The sequence below is a fragment of the Dysgonomonadaceae bacterium zrk40 genome (assembly GCA_016916535.1).
In the GTDB taxonomy this organism is placed as follows: Bacteria; Bacteroidota; Bacteroidia; order Bacteroidales; family Dysgonomonadaceae; genus Proteiniphilum.
In genome coordinates this window covers 2,915,787-2,933,506 of the sequence record CP070276.1, presented here as the reverse complement: position 1 = coordinate 2,933,506, position 17,720 = coordinate 2,915,787, and the positions used below count along the sequence as shown (strand labels likewise).

General features: G+C 50.0%; 19 protein-coding genes and 1 tRNA gene. 12 read left to right on the top strand and 8 right to left on the bottom strand.

Annotation, left to right across the window (positions count from 1 at the left end):
• The first annotated feature begins 7 nt into the window (after positions 1 to 7).
• The 10 genes from JS578_12155 to atpG all read left to right on the top strand — a co-directional run bounded on the left by JS578_12155 (position 8) and on the right by atpG (position 7,402).
• Positions 8 to 80: transfer RNA gene (locus tag JS578_12155), tRNA-Thr, on the top strand.
• Between the two features lie 145 nt (positions 81 to 225).
• Positions 226 to 1,746, top strand: a complete 1,521-nt coding sequence (locus JS578_12150) for a F0F1 ATP synthase subunit beta (protein ID QRX63592.1) — start codon at positions 226 to 228, stop codon at positions 1,744 to 1,746.
• The gene (locus tag JS578_12145) at positions 1,743 to 2,003 is read left to right on the top strand and encodes a hypothetical protein (protein ID QRX63591.1); all 261 of its coding nucleotides are present in this window, start codon (positions 1,743 to 1,745) and stop codon (positions 2,001 to 2,003) included. The genes JS578_12150 and JS578_12145 overlap by 4 nt, the downstream gene beginning before the upstream one ends.
• Positions 2,000 to 2,431 (top strand): hypothetical protein, encoded by a 432-nt coding sequence (locus JS578_12140; protein QRX63590.1) that lies wholly within the window; start codon positions 2,000 to 2,002, stop codon positions 2,429 to 2,431. The genes JS578_12145 and JS578_12140 overlap by 4 nt, the downstream gene beginning before the upstream one ends.
• The gene (gene atpB, locus JS578_12135) at positions 2,428 to 3,546 is read left to right on the top strand and encodes a F0F1 ATP synthase subunit A (protein QRX63589.1); all 1,119 of its coding nucleotides are present in this window, start codon (positions 2,428 to 2,430) and stop codon (positions 3,544 to 3,546) included. The genes JS578_12140 and atpB overlap by 4 nt, the downstream gene beginning before the upstream one ends.
• A gap of 53 nt (positions 3,547 to 3,599) precedes the next feature.
• Complete coding sequence (atpE, locus tag JS578_12130; protein QRX63588.1) at positions 3,600 to 3,848, top strand: ATP synthase F0 subunit C; 249 nt, start codon at positions 3,600 to 3,602, stop codon at positions 3,846 to 3,848.
• 12 nt (positions 3,849 to 3,860) lie between these two features.
• Positions 3,861 to 4,361: a F0F1 ATP synthase subunit B gene (gene atpF, locus JS578_12125; protein QRX63587.1), complete on the top strand. Its 501-nt coding sequence runs from the start codon at positions 3,861 to 3,863 to the stop codon at positions 4,359 to 4,361.
• Positions 4,362 to 4,366: 5 nt separating this feature from the next.
• Positions 4,367 to 4,930, top strand: coding sequence for a F0F1 ATP synthase subunit delta (locus JS578_12120; protein ID QRX63586.1), 564 nt, complete (start codon positions 4,367 to 4,369; stop codon positions 4,928 to 4,930).
• 15 nt (positions 4,931 to 4,945) lie between these two features.
• A complete protein-coding gene (locus tag JS578_12115; protein QRX63585.1) occupies positions 4,946 to 6,535 on the top strand; it encodes a F0F1 ATP synthase subunit alpha in 1,590 nt (529 codons plus the stop codon).
• Between the two features lie 6 nt (positions 6,536 to 6,541).
• A complete protein-coding gene (gene atpG / locus JS578_12110) occupies positions 6,542 to 7,402 on the top strand; it encodes an ATP synthase F1 subunit gamma (GenBank protein ID QRX63584.1) in 861 nt (286 codons plus the stop codon).
• Here the strand turns inward: atpG and JS578_12105 are convergent.
• The 3 genes from JS578_12105 to JS578_12095 are packed head-to-tail and all read right to left on the bottom strand — an operon-like array spanning position 7,399 to position 10,125.
• A complete protein-coding gene (locus JS578_12105; protein QRX63583.1) occupies positions 7,399 to 8,007 on the bottom strand; it encodes a YihA family ribosome biogenesis GTP-binding protein in 609 nt (202 codons plus the stop codon). The genes atpG and JS578_12105 overlap by 4 nt on opposite strands.
• A 3-nt stretch (positions 8,008 to 8,010) precedes the next feature.
• On the bottom strand, positions 8,011 to 9,483 hold the full coding sequence (locus tag JS578_12100; protein ID QRX63582.1) for a sodium:solute symporter: 1,473 nt from the start codon (positions 9,481 to 9,483) through the stop codon (positions 8,011 to 8,013).
• Positions 9,484 to 9,492: 9 nt separating this feature from the next.
• Complete coding sequence (locus JS578_12095; GenBank protein ID QRX63581.1) at positions 9,493 to 10,125, bottom strand: HAD family hydrolase; 633 nt, start codon at positions 10,123 to 10,125, stop codon at positions 9,493 to 9,495.
• 112 nt (positions 10,126 to 10,237) lie between these two features.
• On the opposite strand from JS578_12095, the gene JS578_12090 reads away from it, so the two are divergent.
• Entirely contained in the window at positions 10,238 to 11,182 is a 945-nt protein-coding gene (locus JS578_12090; GenBank protein QRX63580.1) for a diacylglycerol kinase family lipid kinase, read from the top strand.
• A 2-nt stretch (positions 11,183 to 11,184) separates the two neighbouring features.
• On the opposite strand, the gene ovoA is transcribed toward JS578_12090, so the two are convergent.
• The 5 genes from ovoA to JS578_12065 are packed head-to-tail and all read right to left on the bottom strand — an operon-like array spanning position 11,185 to position 16,255.
• Positions 11,185 to 13,293: a 5-histidylcysteine sulfoxide synthase gene (ovoA, locus tag JS578_12085; GenBank protein ID QRX63579.1), complete on the bottom strand. Its 2,109-nt coding sequence runs from the start codon at positions 13,291 to 13,293 to the stop codon at positions 11,185 to 11,187.
• A 37-nt stretch (positions 13,294 to 13,330) separates the two neighbouring features.
• Positions 13,331 to 13,882, bottom strand: coding sequence for a GNAT family N-acetyltransferase (locus JS578_12080; protein ID QRX63578.1), 552 nt, complete (start codon positions 13,880 to 13,882; stop codon positions 13,331 to 13,333).
• Between the two features lie 58 nt (positions 13,883 to 13,940).
• Positions 13,941 to 15,341 carry a DUF2207 domain-containing protein gene (locus JS578_12075; GenBank protein QRX65012.1) on the bottom strand — a complete coding sequence of 467 codons (1,401 nt, stop codon included), beginning with the start codon at positions 15,339 to 15,341 and terminating at the stop codon, positions 13,941 to 13,943.
• A 9-nt stretch (positions 15,342 to 15,350) separates the two neighbouring features.
• On the bottom strand, positions 15,351 to 15,701 hold the full coding sequence (locus tag JS578_12070) for a hypothetical protein (GenBank protein ID QRX63577.1): 351 nt from the start codon (positions 15,699 to 15,701) through the stop codon (positions 15,351 to 15,353).
• On the bottom strand, positions 15,701 to 16,255 hold the full coding sequence (locus tag JS578_12065) for a LemA family protein (GenBank protein QRX63576.1): 555 nt from the start codon (positions 16,253 to 16,255) through the stop codon (positions 15,701 to 15,703). The genes JS578_12070 and JS578_12065 overlap by 1 nt, the downstream gene beginning before the upstream one ends.
• A gap of 322 nt (positions 16,256 to 16,577) precedes the next feature.
• Here JS578_12065 and JS578_12060 point away from each other — a divergent pair, with 322 nt between their 5' ends.
• Positions 16,578 to 17,720 carry an iron-containing alcohol dehydrogenase gene (locus JS578_12060; GenBank protein ID QRX63575.1) on the top strand — a complete coding sequence of 381 codons (1,143 nt, stop codon included), beginning with the start codon at positions 16,578 to 16,580 and terminating at the stop codon, positions 17,718 to 17,720.

Below are 17,720 nucleotides of genomic sequence, written 5' to 3'. Positions count from 1 at the left end.
ATTAAAGGCCACAATAGCTCAGATGGTAGAGTAACGCATTCGTAACGCGTAGGTCGCGAGTTCGATCCTCGCTTGTGGCTCAAATGATCAACAGAATCATACCTGTCCTGTTCTTTTCGGAGAAACAGGACTTTTTTTTCTGAATGCTTTTTTGCTTCTCCTTATTTTGTATCTTTGTACATGGCCGACAATTTGCCGGACCGTTGATCAATTATATTTATTGCTATGTCAAAACTGATCGGACGCATCTCACTGATAATCGGACCTGTGGTAGATGTGCGGTTTGAATTTTCTGAATCCACCGAATTGAGGTTACCTTCCATTAATGATGCACTCTATGTGTTACGACCTGACGGACAGGAGGTATTTCTTGAAGTTCAACAGCATATAGGTGAAAATATTGTCCGCACTGTGGCTATGGAGAGCACAGATGGCCTGAGCCGGGGACTCACCGTAAAAGCACTCGGTCGTCCCATCAGTGTACCGGTAGGCGAACAGATCAAAGGGAGACTGCTAAACGTTGTAGGTCGCCCCATCGATGGTTTGCAGAAACTGAACAGGGATCAGCAATACCCCATTCACCGCGAAGCGCCCAAGTTCGAAGATCTCACCACCTCAGAGGAGGTGCTATTTACCGGTATCAAGGTGATAGACCTACTACAGCCCTACCTGAAGGGAGGGAAGATCGGACTATTTGGTGGTGCCGGTGTGGGAAAGACGGTAATTATCATGGAGCTGATCAACAACATTGCCAAGGGACACAACGGCTACTCGGTCTTTGCCGGTGTAGGGGAACGTACCCGTGAGGGGAATGACCTGCTGCGCGAAATGATCGAGTCAGGCGTAATCAAATATGGAAAGGCATTCAAGAGTGGAATGGACGAAGGGAAATGGGACCTGAGCACGATCGATTACGAGAAGTTGAAATCATCACAGACTACACTGGTATTTGGACAGATGAACGAGCCACCGGGAGCCCGCGCATCAGTCGCCCTTACTGGCCTGGCAGTGGCAGAATCGTTTCGTGATAAAGGTGGCGAGGGTAGTGATGTTCTGCTCTTCATCGACAACATCTTCCGTTTCGTGCAGGCTGGATCGGAGGTATCGGCACTTCTGGGGCGTATGCCTTCGGCAGTAGGCTACCAGCCCACGCTTGCCTCCGAGATGGGAACCCTGCAAGAACGAATTGCCTCCACCAAACATGGATCGATCACATCAGTACAGGCAGTCTACGTACCGGCCGACGACCTCACCGACCCTGCACCTGCCACCACATTCAGCTATCTTGATGCCTCGACGGTGCTCAGCCGAAAAATTGCCTCCCTTGGAATCTACCCGGCGGTGGATCCACTCGAGTCTTCTTCACGAATCCTCGACCCCGCCATTGTGGGAGAGGAACACTACAACACGGCAATGGAAGTGAAGCAGATCCTGCAACGTTACAAGGAACTGCAGGACATCATCTCCATCCTGGGTATGGATGAGCTCTCTGACGAAGACCGTCTCACAGTGAACCGTGCCCGCAAGGTGCAGCGGTTCCTCTCACAGCCATTCTTCATGGCGGAACAATATACCGGGCAACCGGGAGTGATGGTCTCCATCGCTGATACGATTCGTGGTTTCAGGATGATCATGGAGGGGGAGATGGACCAATATCCGGAGACCGCATTCATGAGTGTGGGTACCATTGAAGAAGCAATTGAGAAGGGCAAAACTCTTATGGAACAAACCGAAGCAACCCAATGACACTGGAGATACTCTCACCCGAGAAAAACCATCTGTGGGAGAATGTGCAATCGATCACGCTCCCCGGCACCATGGGATCCTTTCAGGTGCTGAAGAACCATGCACCATTGATCTCCTCACTCCGGAAGGGAACCATCCTGTTCGCAGCAGAGGGACATCTGCTGTCGATTGATGTTGCGGAAGGATTTGTTGAGGTGATCAACAACAGGATTACAGTATGCATTGACTCAGTGACCAAAGAAACTGCCAAGAAATGAAAAAGCTGATTTTCAATTTTCTCATATTTCACACCGTGGTGATGGCCGTCACCGGTGTGGGCATCTGGTTGTTGCTGGAAGCCTTCTTCCCGACACTACTGGTAAAAGGTTATTATATCATTCCACTCTTCTTTTATCTGCTCGGGATTCTCTTCATCACCCAATTCCGCCATTCAGCCATCACTCATCCAACGAAGATGGTAAACCTCTATATGCTGCTGAAAGTGATCAAGGTGTTCGTCTCCTTTATCACCATCCTCATCTACTGGTACATACACCAGGCTGGTATACGCAGCTTCGCAATTGTCTTCATCATCATCTACCTGATAGATCTGGTATGGGAGACCTATATCTACCTGCGGATGGAGAAGTACATCAAAAACAAGTCAGAACACAACAAACCGCCTAAGGAGCCGATAGAATTATGAAACAACGCCTCACATTCATAGCATTGATGCTCATCACCCTGCTGTCCCCCAGCCAGGTGTCTGCCTCCCTGCAGACAGATGAAGAGGCAGCCGGTGGTGGTGAGCTCAATGTGAAGGAGATGATCCTGCACCATCTGGCGGACAGCTATGAGTGGCATATCACAGGCAATGGTGAGAGGGATCTATCTATTCCCCTACCGGTGATTCTCCACAGCAGGCAGAGTGGGTGGCATCTCTTTCTCTCCTCCCGATTGCATCATGGTGAGGTCAGTTATCGCGGATTCAGCATTGCCAGTGAAGGAAAGTATGCCGGCAAAATCGTAGAGTCCCTGCCCGGTGGTACGATCGCCCGTCCACTCGACCTCTCTCTTACCAGGAATGCCGCTTCGCTGCTCTTCAGCTCCCTGCTGCTGATCCTGCTGGTCCTCTCTGCTGCACGCAGCATCAGCCGTGATCCGCTGAAACCGAAGAAAGGGCTTGGCGGACTGATGGAGATGGCGGTGGTGATGATAGAGGATGAAGTGATTAAACCGGCCGTAGGGAAGGATTATGCGCGCTACTCACCCTATCTTCTCACCCTCTTTTTCTTCATCCTGATCAACAACCTGATGGGCCTGATCCCACTTATACCGGGAGGGGCCAACGTGACCGGCAACATTGCCGTCACCCTGGTAATGGCCGTTACTACCTTTTTGGTGGTCAACTTCACCGGATCGAAGGAGTATTATCGAGAGATATTTTGGCCCGATGTACCGGTATGGCTGAAGGTTCCCTTTCCGTTGATGCCAATCATCGAAGTGGTAGGCCTTTTCACCAAGCCTTTTGCTTTGATGATTCGTCTCTTTGCAAATATCATGGCGGGGCATGCCATCGTGCTGGGTCTCACCTCCCTGATTTTTGTCTCGGTAAGCCTGGGAGCAACCATCAACGCTTCCATGACAGCCGCATCGGTGTTGTTCACCGTATTCATCGATTTTGTGGAGCTGCTGGTGGCCTTTATCCAAGCCTATGTCTTCACGCTGCTGTCGGCCGTCTTCATTGGACTGGCACGGGTGGAGCCCCATATTGTTCGTAACGGGGAACATAGCACGGCAAATCATCCGACACACAAATAGGAATAACATAATTACAAGAAATATAACAACCAATAATCAATTAAACGAATCGTATGGAACTTTTATCAGTGATGTTGCAGATACAGCATGAAGCGTTGAGTACTTTAGGATTGGCAGTAGCAATCGGAGTAGCCGTATTTGCGGCAGCCTTTGGAATTGGCAGAATCGGACAGTCGGCCCTGGAGGGGATCGCACGTCAGCCGGAGTCGGCCTCTGACATCCGCACCACCATGATCATCTCGGCAGCCCTTATCGAGGGGGTCGCTTTGTTTGCCATCGTAGTGTGTGGTTTCATCCTTTAAACTGACTGCCCTATGTCGTTATTGACACCCGAACTGGGACTGCTCTTCTGGATGATGATCTCTTTCGGAATCGTCCTTCTGATACTGGCCAGGTATGGGTTTCCGGTGATCCTGAAGGCTGTTGAGAAGAGGAAGAACTACATCGAAGCGTCATTGGTAGCAGCTCGTGAAGCCCAGGAAGAACTGGGGAAGGTAGTGCAGACCGGCGAGCGGATGCTGGCTGAAGCACGTCGGGATCAGCATGCCATCCTCAAGGAGACGACCAGACTCAAGGAACAGCTGATTGAGGAAGCCCGCGCAGCGGCAGCTGCCGAATCGGAGAAGATGTTGGCTTTGGCTCGCAAGAAGATTGAAGCAGAGCAGGAGGAGGCATTGCGCACCATCCGCCGTGAGGTCTCTACCCTCTCGGTGGAGTTGGCGGAAAGGATTCTACGGGAGAAGCTGGGCGATGAGCAGGAGCAGATGAAGATGATAGACCGCTTGCTGGATGAAGTAGACATCTCAAAATCCTGACGACAATGAACACCGGACTCATCTCCTCCCGTTACGCGAAAGCGCTGCTGGAACATGCCATCGACTCAGGAGAGCAGGTGGAGGTCTATCGAAGGATGCAGACCCTGGCCGCCATGTTCAACCAACAGCCTACTTTGCGTCGTGCCCTTGCAGGAACGATGAACACGAAAAAGCAAAAGATGTCCCTTCTGCAAACCGCCTGCGGAGGGGGAGAGTTACCTCCCTCGCTGCAACGGATGTTACGGCTTATTTTAGAAAATGAACGTGAGGATCTGATTCACTATTTCGCTCTGCGATATGCAGAGCTCCATCGTGAGCGTTTTGAGATCCAGTACGGCAGGCTTGTCACCGCGTTGCCGATCGATGAGGAGACAGAGAAGCGGTTCATCGAACGCATCCGTCAGATTGTAGGTGGCAGTCTGGAGGTGGAGCCTGTAGTCGACCCCTCCATTATTGGAGGCTTCATCCTCTACCTCGACGACGACCGCTGGGACGCCAGCGTGGCAGGCGAACTATCCCGCATCCGCAACCGTTTCAGGATACTGGATGCGGCTATTGAAACAAGATGAAACAATAAAGTGATCATGGCAAACAACGGAATCAAAATTAGTGAGGTATCGGATATTCTGCGGATGCAGCTGGAGGGTCTCGACACCGACATCAAGTACGACGAGACAGGCCAGGTAATCAGCGTCAGTGATGGCGTGGTGCGCATATATGGGCTTCGCAATGCAGAGTCTAATGAACTGTTGCTGTTCGACAACGGCATGCAGGCCATCGTCATGAACCTGGAGGAGGACAACGTGGGAGCCATCTTGTTGGGTGCCACCAGCGATGTAAAAGAGGGTTACATCGTGAAACGTACTGGCCACGTGGCCTCCATTCGCGTGGGAGAAGGTATGCTGGGAAGGGTGATCTCACCTACAGGTAAACCGATCGATGGCAAAGGAGCCTTGAAGGGTGAGCTGTTGGAGATGCCGCTAGAAAGGAAAGCACCTGGCGTTATCTTCCGCCAGCCAGTGAACAAACCACTGCAAACAGGTATCAAAGCGGTAGATGCAATGATACCCATCGGACGGGGTCAACGTGAGTTGATCATTGGTGATCGTCAGACCGGCAAATCAAGTATCGCCATTGACACCATTTTGAATCAGCGGAAGAACTATGAGGAGGGAGATCCGGTCTACTGTATTTACGTGGCGATTGGTCAGAAAGGTTCAACGGTGGCTTCCCTGGTGAAAACACTCACCGAACATGGAGCCATGGATTATACCATCGTGATTGCAGCCAGCGGATCCGATACGGCTGCATTGCGTTACATCGCACCATTTGCCGGTGCTGCCGTGGGTGAATATTTCCGTGATACAGGGCGTCATGCCCTGGTTGTCTTCGATGATCTCTCCAAACAAGCAGTAGCTTACCGGGAGGTGTCATTGATCCTACGTCGCCCCTCGGGACGTGAAGCCTATCCGGGTGATATCTTCTACCTTCACTCCCGCTTGCTGGAACGTGCCGCGAGCATCATCTCACAGCAGGATGTGGTGATGCACATGAACGACCTTCCTTCATGCATGCAGGAACGGGTGAAGGGTGGTGGCTCCCTCACCGCGCTACCCATCATTGAGACGCAGGCGGGTGATGTCTCCGCCTACATCCCTACCAATGTGATCTCCATCACCGATGGACAGATCTTTTTGGAGGCTGATCTTTATAACAGAGGGGTCCGTCCCGCCATCAACGTCGGCATCTCCGTCTCCCGCGTGGGGGGCAACGCGCAGGTGAAGGCAATGAAAAAAGTGGCCGGTTCACTGAAGATCGACCAGGCGCAGTACCAGGAACTGGCTGCCTTCACCAAGTTTGGTGGTGATATGGACGCGGTCACCATGATGACAATCGACAAGGGGCAAAAAAATGAACAGCTACTGATACAGCCTGTACACACTCCAATGAGGGTGGAACACCAGATTGCAGTTCTTTACTGTGGTACACACGGTCTGCTCAAAAAGGTTCCCCTGTTGGAGGTAGACCGATTTGAGAAGCTGTTTCTTGCCACCATGGAGTTGAAACACCGGGATGATGTGCTCAACCGACTTAAGGAGGGGATCATGAACAACGAGATTGGAAAAATCATCGAACAGGCTGCATCAGACACCATCGAATCGATGCAATACTAAAGGACAATGGCACTACTGAAAGAAATTAAAAGCAGGTTACAATCGGTCCGCTCCACCAAGAAGATCACCACCGCCATGATGATGGTCTCTTCCGCGAAGCTGTTGAAGACACAGCAGCTCATCGCGACACTCTATCCTTATGAGCAGAAGCTGAACCATTTGCTGCAACATCTGCTGCAAGAGGAGAAGGAGTTCCAATCGCCTTACACCCAACAGCGCGATGTCAAACGGGTAGCCATCGTGGTATTCTCCTCCAACACGGGGCTTGCAGGTCGTTTCAACCACAACATCATAACCAGGCTCTCTTCGGTTATGGAGAGCTACATGCATCTGGGGAAAGAAAACATCCTGGTCTATCCCATCGGGAACAAGGTTACCAAATCAGTAGAAAAATTGGGAATGGTACCGGCCGGTGATTATGAAGCACTCGCTGCCAAACCCTCCTATAAGGCTACGCGGCTGATTGCTATGGAGTTGATGCAATTGTTCATCACCGGTAAGATCGACCGGGTAGAACTGATTTACCACCACTTCGTCAGCAAGGGAACACAAGAGGTTCGGCAAGAGATCTTTTTACCGGTAGCACTTCCATGTGCCGGGAGTGAGGGTTCTGAGCAGGAATACATTGTGGAACCTGACAAGATCAGCCTCCTGGAGCAACTACTTCCCAAAGTGATCCAGATGAAGCTCTATACCATGCACATCGACTCGGTCACCTCTGAGCATGCAGCCCGTATGACTGCCATGCAGATTGCCAACGACAATGCTGACAACCTTATAGATGAGTTAAAACTTGAATACAACAAGGTACGTCAGCAATCTATCACAAACGAACTACTTGATATTGCGGGAGGAACAATCCGTTAATCTTTTCCTCTAAGGGAACGGTTAATATCATTGATGTAATCCAGCAACAGCTCCCTACCCTGTGCTTTCTCGGAGGAGGTAACGAAGATGGGGGGTAGCTCCTCCCAGCTCTCCAACATCTTTTCTTTGTATGCGTTCACATTCATCTGCAGTTTGCCACTTCCCTGCTTGTCCGCCTTGGTGAAAACAATTGCAAAGGGGATGCCATTCTCACCCAGCCACTCCATGAATTCCAGATCAATCTGCTGTGGTTCATGTCGCGAGTCCACCAGTACAAAGAGATTGGACAGCACCTCCCTTTCGAGAATATAATCTTCAATGATGACCCGTAGTTTCTCCCGACCCTCCTTGCCACGACGCGCGTACCCGTAACCGGGAAGGTCCACCAGATACCACTCACCGTTGATCAGAAAGTGATTGATCAACATGGTCTTTCCCGGAGTGGAAGAGGTCATGGCCAATCCTTTTCGGTTGGTGAGCATGTTTATCAGTGACGACTTACCAACATTGGAACGACCAATAAAGGCATATTCCGGTTTCCCGTCCTGCGGGCATTGGTGGTGATCGGTGTTGCTGATGATGAATTCTGCCGTTTGAATATTCATAGTCTAAGCAAGTTTATTTTTGTTGTTTTGTGAGATAGCCCAGAGTCCCAATGCGGTCAACATCCCGTTCATGAGCAACAGTTCATACCCCACCCGGTAAGCAAAAAATTGAAATATAGCCAGTTCAATTAGGAAGCAAATCAGCGGAGCAGCAATCGCAACAAAAGGAACGTATCTGTCAGCAGGATTTACCTTCGTGTAGAGACCTGCCACATAGAGCCCTAGCAGAGGTCCATATGTATATGATGCCAACTTGTAAATGGCGTTGATGATGCTGTCGGAACCGATGGCTTCAATCAGCAGGATGATCAGGATGAAAACGGCACTGATGCCCAGGTGTACTCGTCGCCGGATACGCACTTCACGTTCCTCCTGTTTGATATCTTTTGCGATGGATTTTATGCCGAGTATGTCGACACAGAAAGAGGTGGTGAGTGCCGTCAGTGCCGAATCGGCACTGGAAAAGGCAGCAGCGACGATGCCCACTACGAAGATACCCAACACTACTGGACCAAGGTGCTCGCTGGCTATCAATGGCAGGATGTTGTCAGAGACCTCCGGCAGAGGGATGCCATTCTGTCCGGCATAAGCCAGCAACAACACTCCAAGGGAAAGGAACAGGAAGTTGATGGGAGCGAAGGCCAGGCCGTAAGAGACCACATTCTTCTGAGCATCCCGCAAGGTTCGGATTGTCAGGTTCTTCTGCATCTGGTCCTGGTCGAGTCCTGTCATTACGATGGTGATAAACATGCCGCTGAAGAACTGCTTGAGGAAATGCTGGGTGCTGTGCCAGTCGTCAAAGACAAAGATGCGGGAGTGAGGGCTTTCTCGTATGGTGGTGACAATTTCCGCCAGGTTCATCTCCATGCTTGAGGAGAGCTGCCAGACGATCAGCACCAATGCAGTGATGAAGAGCAACGTCTGAAGCCAGTCGGTCCAGATAATCGTCTTGATTCCGCTCTTATGGCTGTAGAGCCAAATGATCAGGATGATGCCGGTCACCGTCACCACAAAGGGCACTCCCCAGGCGTCGAAAACCAGAGACTGCAGGATGTAAGCCACAAGGTAGAGTCGTGCAGCAGCGCCCACAATCTTGGAGAGCAGGAAGAACCAGGCGCCGGTCTTGTAGGAACGGACTCCGTAGCGCTGTTCAAGGTAGCCGTAAATGGTGGTAAGGTTCAACCTGTAGTAGAGCGGCAGCAGAATGTAGGCAATCACCAGGTAGCCGAAAAAGAAGCCCAGCACCATCTGCATATAGGTCATGTCGAGGTTGCGCACCATACCGGGAACTGAGACAAAGGTGACGCCGGAGATGGAGGTACCAATCATTGCCACTGCCACCACATACCATTTGGATGACTTGTTTGCCCGGAAGAAGGCATCGTTGCTAGCTCCCTTTCGGCCGGTTAGCCAGGAAATCAGCATCAACATCCCAAAATAAAGGGCAATGACCAAAAGGACAAAGATTGGCTTCATTGTGGCTGCTTATTGATTCATGTAATGGTGCACCAACCGGGGAAAAGTATCAAACTGCAAATGAAAGCGATTGGTAGTCCCAAAACCATAAGTTACCATGACAAATGGGACCCCGGCCAAAGCAGACTGGTGACTGTCAGAGTCGGTGTCACCAATATAGTGTGGCGACTTTAGTCCATGCTTGGCCATCAGTAGCCGGAGGTTGTGGTGTTTTGGTTTCAGGTTCATCCCATGTTCCATGTAATCCAGAAAGAGATGAGTGGTACGAGTATGCCTCATGAAGTTAACCAGTCCCCCCTCCTCGCAGTTGCTGAGCAGGAACAACCGATATTTCTGGGCAAGTTGCTCCAGCCCCTGCACCACACCATCATAAATGAGTGGGCTCATCATTGGCAGCAGCTCCTGATACGCATTGATTACTGCCTCAAAGAGGCGATCCTGGGCCGTTTCACCTGCATCCGGCAGGATGGTGTCGAGCATCACGCGGGCCTCTTTACCCATCAGTCCGAGGATATCATTGCGGGTGACCTGCTTCTGATAACCGGTTTTGATCAAACCTCTGTTCCATGAGATGACGTAACTATCTACATTATCCCATAGAGTACCATCCATGTCAAAGATCAAGCTATCGGGTTGTAACATCTTTTTTTTCTTAATGGGTGCAAAAGTACGCAACAATGCAGGAAAGGACAAATAAAAAGGGTTAAAACAAAACAGTATATTAGTGTGTTAATAACAAAAATATTCCCACATCATGGAAAAAGAAAAAGTCTGCCTGATCATCAATCCAATCTCTGGAACTGAGTCGAAGAAGAACATACCAGAGATGGTTGCTGCCGCCTTCGATCAAAAGAAGTATGACCTGGTGATTCGCATCACCGGCTATCCGGGTCATGCCACCGAGATTGCTCGTCAGGCAGTAAAGGAGAAATACCGCTATGTGATCACAGCCGGTGGTGATGGCACGGTGAACGAGGTAGCCCGTACGTTGGTCAACAGCGACACCACGCTCGGCATCATCCCGTTCGGTTCCGGCAACGGACTGGCCCGAGAACTGGATATTCCAATGGATGCGGAGAAAGCCCTTGAAATCATCCTCAGCGGGAAGAACCGCACCATCGATTATGGGGTGGCCAACGACCAAATTTTCTTCTGTACTTGTGGTTTTGGATTTGACGCCTTTATCAGCGATAAGTTTGCAGAAGAGAAAAAGAGAGGACCCTTGGGTTACCTCCGCAATATCCTGGAGAGTGCAGTTGATTTTAAGTCAGAAGAATATGAACTGACACACGATGAGGGTACACTCACCGAGCGGGCTTTCGTGCTCACCTGTGCCAATGCCTCACAATATGGCAACGAAGCCTATATCGCCCCCGGTGCCAGTATGGACGATGGTAAAATGAACGTCTCCATTCTCAAGCCGCTCAACGCACTGGAGATACCACAGACCACGCTGCAGCTCTTCACCAGGAACATCGACAAGAACAGCAAGATGACCACGTTAGTTACCCAAAAGCTGACCATCCGTCGTAAAAAAAAGGGGCTGATGCATGTCGATGGAGAGCCGGTAGAGACTGGCCGTGAGATCAACGTTGAGATCATACAAAAAGGACTGAAGGTGCTTGTGCCCTCAGAAAAGAAAAAGAAAAAAGAGGCAGAGAACATTTTCAGTTCCCTGACTCGCTGGTTTAACGAGTAATTCTACTCATTTTTCTTCCATACAGTGACCTGCACGTTGCGTTGCTCACTGATGCGGGTCGATTTTTTGATGTGAAGTACAATCTCTTCCGGTTCGCAACAGAGCGTGAATTGAGGTGCCAAGGCCTCACGGATACCATCGAGTGAGGTAACCGGTTCACCATCACGCTTAAACCCTCCCGGCCATTTGTCACGCGGGGTCCTCTCGGGATCCCACTCGTAAGTAGATGCAAGCAACAGATATCCCCCATTATTCAACCTTGAATGAATTTCCGACAGGAAATGCAGCGGGTCGCTCAGCTCCTCCAGGAGGTTGGGCAATATAATCAGGTCATACCCCGTAAAGATCGGTTTCAGGTTCATCGCATCTGCCTGCATGAAGAGGATATGTTCTCTGGTTTCAGACAAACCATAATCTGAAAGTACAATGTCACGATAGAAAAGCAACTCTCCTTCATCTTTCATCGTATAGCGCACGTATCCCTGTTCCTGCAACTGAATGGGCACACGGATCATGCGGGCAGTGAAATCAAGGGCGGTGACATTACGAAACTGCTTCGCCAACTCGAAGGCGAGCCGCCCCGTATCGGTGTTCAGGTCCAGCACACGTGCTTCAGGATTGTCCGGCAACAGTTTACCCGCCAGGTGAGCCAGACTCACGGCGAAATTGTTTTCTCCTGCAATTGTCTCGCCCCAGTTCTGTTCACAGGAACGGGTAACATCCTCCTCGGTTATGTAGTCGGCCTGTTGTATCTTTAAAGGTGCATCGCTCTCAATGTAGCGGAAGCCGGCATGCTGGTAGAAATGACGACGGAAGGCATAGCGTGCATGCAGTGTCGCCTCGTTGCCAGTAGAGATCCAGGAGCCTCCTTTGATCAGGTTGTGCTTCCCGTCGAAGGTGGGCGTGGAGAAATCATCATACATCGGATGCACCTTGAAGCCCGGATAACCGGTGATGGGTGTCTCGGTCCACTGCCACACGTTGCCGACCACATCGTAGAAGTCTCCCTGTTCGAACAGATCAACCGGACAGGGAGAGGCATAATGTTCCAAACCGATGTTACCCGGTGCGGTACCCCACTCCGGCAGATCATCCAATCGTGACACCTGCTGCAGGCGGTACCACTCTGCCTCGGTAGGCAGACGGAAGGTTTTTCCGGTGACTTCGCTCTTCCAGTTACAAAATGCTTTTGCCTCAAGGTAGTTGACCTCCACCGGCCAGTTCCAGGGCATCTCAATTTCCTCGGCCACCAAACGAAGACGGTATCCCTGCTCACTCTTACGCCAGAAGAGCGGCATCGTTGCCTCACGGAAGTTGCGCCATCGCCATCCCTCATCGGTCCAGTAACGCTCCGTTTCATATCCACCTGCATCTACAAAGGTAAGAAACTCGCCATTGGAGGTGAGCTGTTTTGCAGCCCTGAAATCAGCCACCTCCTCCTCGAGGCTTCCATATTCGTTGTCCCACCCGTAAAGGGGATGGTCCCATGACTTACCCAATCGCATCGTCCCACCCGACACGGGAATCAACTCATTTTCTGGAGCGTCGCCACTGAATGGACATCGTTCTCCGAACAGACCGGAGCGTACCAGCTCTAACGGCAGCTGACGAATCAGCACAGAGGAGGTCTCCAGGTGAATCCGCTCATGCTCGATTCCCATCATGATGATCCAAAAGGAGTTCTTCCAGTCAATGGGCAGCTCCAGCGCACTGTTGTCAATGAGATCAAGGATCACACCCTTTGCTTCGTCACGATAAGCACGCACTTCCGATACGGGAGGCCAGTCGTAATGGTTGTTGTCCAGGTCGTCCCAGCTCATCTCATCCACCCCGATGGCGAAAGTTGATTCAAACTTAGGATTGATACGCCGATCTATGATGCCAGCCAGGTAGAGCTTGTTGACAAAGAAGACGGCAGTATGGCCCAGGTAGAAGAGGATGATGTGACGCAGCGGATCGCCCCGGTGGTAGAACACCTCGTCACCTTTTAATTGGGTATATAGTAGCTCGTCGATGGCCCATGTCTTTAGAAAATAGGTTCGAATCTCTTCTCTTTTTTCTTCGGGTGAACCAGTTCGCAAGTCGATGGTTCTGGCTAGTAAATCTTTCATATCCTGAATTATTAAATTATCGCTATTCAACGATCAATCATTTCACTCTATCTGTAGAACGAATACTCCTATGCAGATAAATCTTTCTCATTTCGAACGGGCGGCCGGGAGCCTCCAGCTTTGTCTGCCAGATAGATGCAACCGGTTTAAACCCAAGCTTTCGGTAAAGCGCCAGTGCCGGTTCGTTCCGATCCCATACACGAATCACTGCATCAGTAAAGGAGTCACCAGACACCTCCAGCAACTCGTTCACCATCTGTTGGGCAATCCCCCGGCCACGGAAATCGGCATACACCATCACCTCACTGATATAAAGCGTATGCTCATGTAATATCATCGGCAACGTTGCAGTAGGAAAATCAATATCGTGCAACAATGACATCGCCAACACCACTCCCGCCAATCTGTCACCCACAAACAGCATTTTGCCCCACCCTTTTCGGACAAGGTTATCCAGTGTTGATCCCGCAGTTGCCCGATCAACATACTGGGCATACTCACCACTGGTGAAGGCATGCAGGTAAAGGTCGATGATCTTGCCGCGGAATTTGGGATAGTTGATCTGATCAAGCGAATAGAGTCGATTCATTCTCGTTGGTTCGTTCAATACCTCATTTATTGGAAGAACAAACAAAAGGGGTGGATGTTCACCAACCGCCTACACGTCCGCCACCTCCACCCATCCCGGAGAAGCCGCCGCCAAACGATCCGCTGCTCCATTTGCCACCACCCGAAGAGGATTGAGGCTGCATGGCAGCATGACTCAGAGTGTTGGAAAGAGTACTGTTAAGGGCATGTCCGAAGAGAGCGGCATTCACATAGCGGCCACCATACCACGCGGGACGATAGGATTCCGGTTCCAATGTAGAAGAGAGGAAAGCCTTTTCGAATTTGTCACCCCACACCTTCTCCATATCGAGAGCAATGGCGTAAGGAAGTAGCTGTTCGAACAATGCCGGTGTCACCTCAGGAGGATTGAAGAACTGCAACTGCTTCTCTTCAGCCACATCAAGATACATCTTCAGTCCTTCCACAGCGGAACGGTAATGCAGTTTTCTCTCTCCAGGACGTACAATCAGCCAGGCATAGAGCAGGTAACTCACCAGGCCAAGCAATAAGGTGACTACAAGCGCATTCCGGTTGGCGGTAAATTGCAACAGGTCATCTGCCACAAACCTAACCATGACTATGAAATAGGCAATTAATGCAAGCCAGGGCACCAGGTGAAACTTCAGATTACGACCTTCGCTCAGCACTGATCCATGCTGTTTTTTCAGACTCTTGTGATAGTCTCTCATCATCATTGCGATTGTCTCGTCATATTTGCCGGTGAGGGTTACCGACTCAGTTTTACGAAAGAGAGCTCTCATCACAATCTGTTCTTCAGCCGGCAACTTGTCATCAGCTTCTTTCAGTCTGGCCAATGCATATCGTTTGTCACTTCGTAAACCGAACAATCCACCCTTTTCCACCACCTCATCGATGCGGATAAATCCCTTTACCGAGAGATTCACGATGGAAGCAGTAACAAAGTCATCGAGATAATGACCCTTGTAAAGCATTCCCACGCTGGCCGGCGAAAGTCCGTCGGGAGGTGAGAACTGTGGAATGACAACCGGTTTGGGGGGGTCAACCCCATACCTGCGCCAAGTGTAGATATAGTAGGCGAATAAAAAAACGAGAAAGAGGCTACTGAGCAATACCAGACCCTTCCTCTCAAACCAGGTAAAGGTGCGGGGTAGTTGTTCCGGTGGCTGAGTAACGATACCCTTGGTGAAACCAACCGAGAGAGTGAGCATCTCGTTGAACGGTAAATTGTTTGCCTGTACCACCAGTGCCCCCACCTCGTCTGTCTGCGTGGTGCAGTTGCTATCTCCCGATCCCTGGCGCCCAGTATAACAGTGTGAAGAAATGACCTCCGCACCGGCAGGTAAACGCACTACTGCACCCACACTATCCATCGTTTTTTCAGACAAGCCGTTCACGTTCCAACTCAGCTCGTCATAATCGGAAAAGAAGCCTATCTGACCTGCTGTCTCGTAGTAAATTTCGTAGGTTTAATAACCGGGTAACAAATATTTATCCCTCTCACCGGCGTATATCACCAGGTCACCCCCCTCCTTATCGGTAAAAAAGTTGACCGGATTGCCGTCCACCAGCACTTCTCGGATGTTGTAATTCACCCGCACAGGATGGTTCTCAGCATCTCTTCTGGTGAGAGGCAGTGCACGTGTGATCCCACGTTTGAAAAGGTTCCCGTTGGCATAAATCCGAATCTTCTCCTGTACCGTGACCGAACCCGATTCTTCAATTTCGATCGATGAGTGAAAGGCATGGATTTTCTCCTCCTGTCCCACCAGGCAGAGGGAGGAGAAGCTAAGCAAGAGTGCAATAAGCAGCAGTCGCATCAGAATTTGATTTTTGGAACCTCTTTCTCCGATTCATTCTCCAATTCAAAGAAGAGTGACTTGGTAAAATGAAACATACCGGCAATCAGGTTGCTTGGGAAGGTTTCAATCAGGATGTTCTTCTCACGCACCGTACCGTTGTAGTAACGCCTTGATTTCTCGATATCCGACTCAATCAGGCTCAATTGATCCTGAAGCTGCATATAATTTTGATTGGCTTTCAGTTCGGGATACTGCTCCGCAACCAGCATCAGCCGGCCCAGTGCTGCGTTAAGGTTGTTTTCAGCTGTCTCCTGCGATTTCAGGTCATTGGCTTGAATGGCACCTGTCCGAGCCTGCGTAACACGCTCAAAGGTCTCTTTTTCATGTGCGGCATATCCCTTTACACTCTCCACCAGGTTGGGAATCAGATCGTGTCTTTTCTTTAACTGCACATTGATGCCGCTCCAGGCTTCATCCACCAACGTTCTCAACCGAACGAGTTTGTTGTATACCGAAACAGCGTACAGCAACAAAAATACAACAACAAGCAGTAGTACAAGCACAAATACCATAATGATCATTTTTTTGAGGTTACACAATAAAATTTAATCCAATGTATCAGGGTGGCGTTAAATATAAAAATGAAATCTTCCACGCCAATATAGCGATAAAGATACTGTTATTTTTATATTTTAATTGCTGCATTTAACAAAATTCATTTTTATCTTTTCTGAAACCATTTGTTTCGAACAACAGGTACCATTAAATCGTTAAATATAAATAGCCAAATCAAGCATTGGTGGTGAAGGGAAGCAATAACGCTTAAATTTTAAAATACGTCACTGTTGCGGATAATCAGAAACAAACAAATCATTGACAAATAAATAACCAATTATGAACAATTTCATTTTTCAGAACCCGACCAAACTGGTATTCGGGAAGGGACAAATCGCTAAACTGGCAGAACTGCTGCCTGACAACATCAACCTGATGCTCACCTTCGGTGGTGGCAGCGTCACCAAGAACGGTGTCTACGACCAGGTGAAAGAGGCTCTCAAAGGACGTAACTTCATCGAGTTCTGGGGCATAGAGCCCAATCCACGCGTAGAAACGCTCAGGAAAACTGTCAAAATGGGGAAGGAGAACAACATCAACTTTCTGCTCGCTGTAGGAGGAGGATCGGTACTCGACGGCACCAAGCTGATCGCCGCGGGGATTGCGACCGATACAGATCCATGGGAGATTGTAAAAGGAGGAGTGGCAAAAAAGCAGATTCCTTTTGCTTCGGTGATGACGGTTCCGGCCACCGGCTCAGAGATGAACGGAGCAGCAGTAATCTCACGTGAAGAGACACAAGAGAAGTATGGATTCTTCGGCACCTATCCGCAATTCTCAATCTTAGATCCGGAGGTGACTTACTCGCTTTCACCTTATCAGGTTGCATGCGGACTGGCAGATGCCTTCACGCATGTGCTGGAACAATATATGACCACCCCCGGTCAGTCGCGACTGATGGATCGCTGGGCTGAGGGTGTACTACTCTCGGTAAAGGAAATCGCACCCGGCATCAAGGAGAATCCGCTTGACTATAACCTGATGGCCGACTACATGCTTTCCGCCACACTGGCTCTCAATGACTTCATCCGTATGGGAATCACGCAAGACTGGGCGACGCACCAGATTGGGCACGAGCTGACAGCAATTCACGGCATCACACACGGTCATTCACTGGCTATAGCGATGCCCGGCACCCTCAGGATACTGAAAGAGCAGAAGAAGGGGAAGCTATTGCAATATGGTGAACGTATCTTCAACATCACTGAAGGCACAGAGGATGAGCGTGTAGAGAAGGCTATCGAGATGACTGAGCAGTTCTATCGTTCATTGGGATTGACCACCCGTCTCTCGGAGGAGGGCATCGGAATGGAAACCATTGAGACCATTGCCAAACGCTTTAACGAGCGGGGTGACGCCTTCGGAGAAAACGGTAACGTAACAGGAGATGTAACTCGTGAGATACTAACCAGCTGCCTCTAA

Excerpts from the sequence above, each read along its gene's own strand:
- atpE (QRX63588.1), top strand. The coding sequence starts at position 3,600 with ATGGAACTTTTATCAGTGATGTTGCAGATACAGCATGAAGCGTTGAGT.
- JS578_12080 (QRX63578.1), bottom strand. The coding sequence starts at position 13,882 with ATGAATCGACTCTATTCGCTTGATCAGATCAACTATCCCAAATTCCGC.
- JS578_12140 (QRX63590.1), top strand. The coding sequence starts at position 2,000 with ATGAAAAAGCTGATTTTCAATTTTCTCATATTTCACACCGTGGTGATG.
- ovoA (QRX63579.1), bottom strand. The coding sequence starts at position 13,293 with ATGAAAGATTTACTAGCCAGAACCATCGACTTGCGAACTGGTTCACCC.
- JS578_12095 (QRX63581.1), bottom strand. The coding sequence starts at position 10,125 with ATGTTACAACCCGATAGCTTGATCTTTGACATGGATGGTACTCTATGG.
- atpF (QRX63587.1), top strand. The coding sequence starts at position 3,861 with ATGTCGTTATTGACACCCGAACTGGGACTGCTCTTCTGGATGATGATC.
- JS578_12060 (QRX63575.1), top strand. The coding sequence starts at position 16,578 with ATGAACAATTTCATTTTTCAGAACCCGACCAAACTGGTATTCGGGAAG.
- JS578_12115 (QRX63585.1), top strand. The coding sequence starts at position 4,946 with ATGGCAAACAACGGAATCAAAATTAGTGAGGTATCGGATATTCTGCGG.
- JS578_12145 (QRX63591.1), top strand. The coding sequence starts at position 1,743 with ATGACACTGGAGATACTCTCACCCGAGAAAAACCATCTGTGGGAGAAT.
- atpG (QRX63584.1), top strand. The coding sequence starts at position 6,542 with ATGGCACTACTGAAAGAAATTAAAAGCAGGTTACAATCGGTCCGCTCC.
- JS578_12070 (QRX63577.1), bottom strand. The coding sequence starts at position 15,701 with ATGCGACTGCTGCTTATTGCACTCTTGCTTAGCTTCTCCTCCCTCTGC.
- JS578_12100 (QRX63582.1), bottom strand. The coding sequence starts at position 9,483 with ATGAAGCCAATCTTTGTCCTTTTGGTCATTGCCCTTTATTTTGGGATG.
- atpB (QRX63589.1), top strand. The coding sequence starts at position 2,428 with ATGAAACAACGCCTCACATTCATAGCATTGATGCTCATCACCCTGCTG.
- JS578_12120 (QRX63586.1), top strand. The coding sequence starts at position 4,367 with ATGAACACCGGACTCATCTCCTCCCGTTACGCGAAAGCGCTGCTGGAA.
- JS578_12105 (QRX63583.1), bottom strand. The coding sequence starts at position 8,007 with ATGAATATTCAAACGGCAGAATTCATCATCAGCAACACCGATCACCAC.
- JS578_12065 (QRX63576.1), bottom strand. The coding sequence starts at position 16,255 with ATGGTATTTGTGCTTGTACTACTGCTTGTTGTTGTATTTTTGTTGCTG.
- JS578_12090 (QRX63580.1), top strand. The coding sequence starts at position 10,238 with ATGGAAAAAGAAAAAGTCTGCCTGATCATCAATCCAATCTCTGGAACT.
- JS578_12150 (QRX63592.1), top strand. The coding sequence starts at position 226 with ATGTCAAAACTGATCGGACGCATCTCACTGATAATCGGACCTGTGGTA.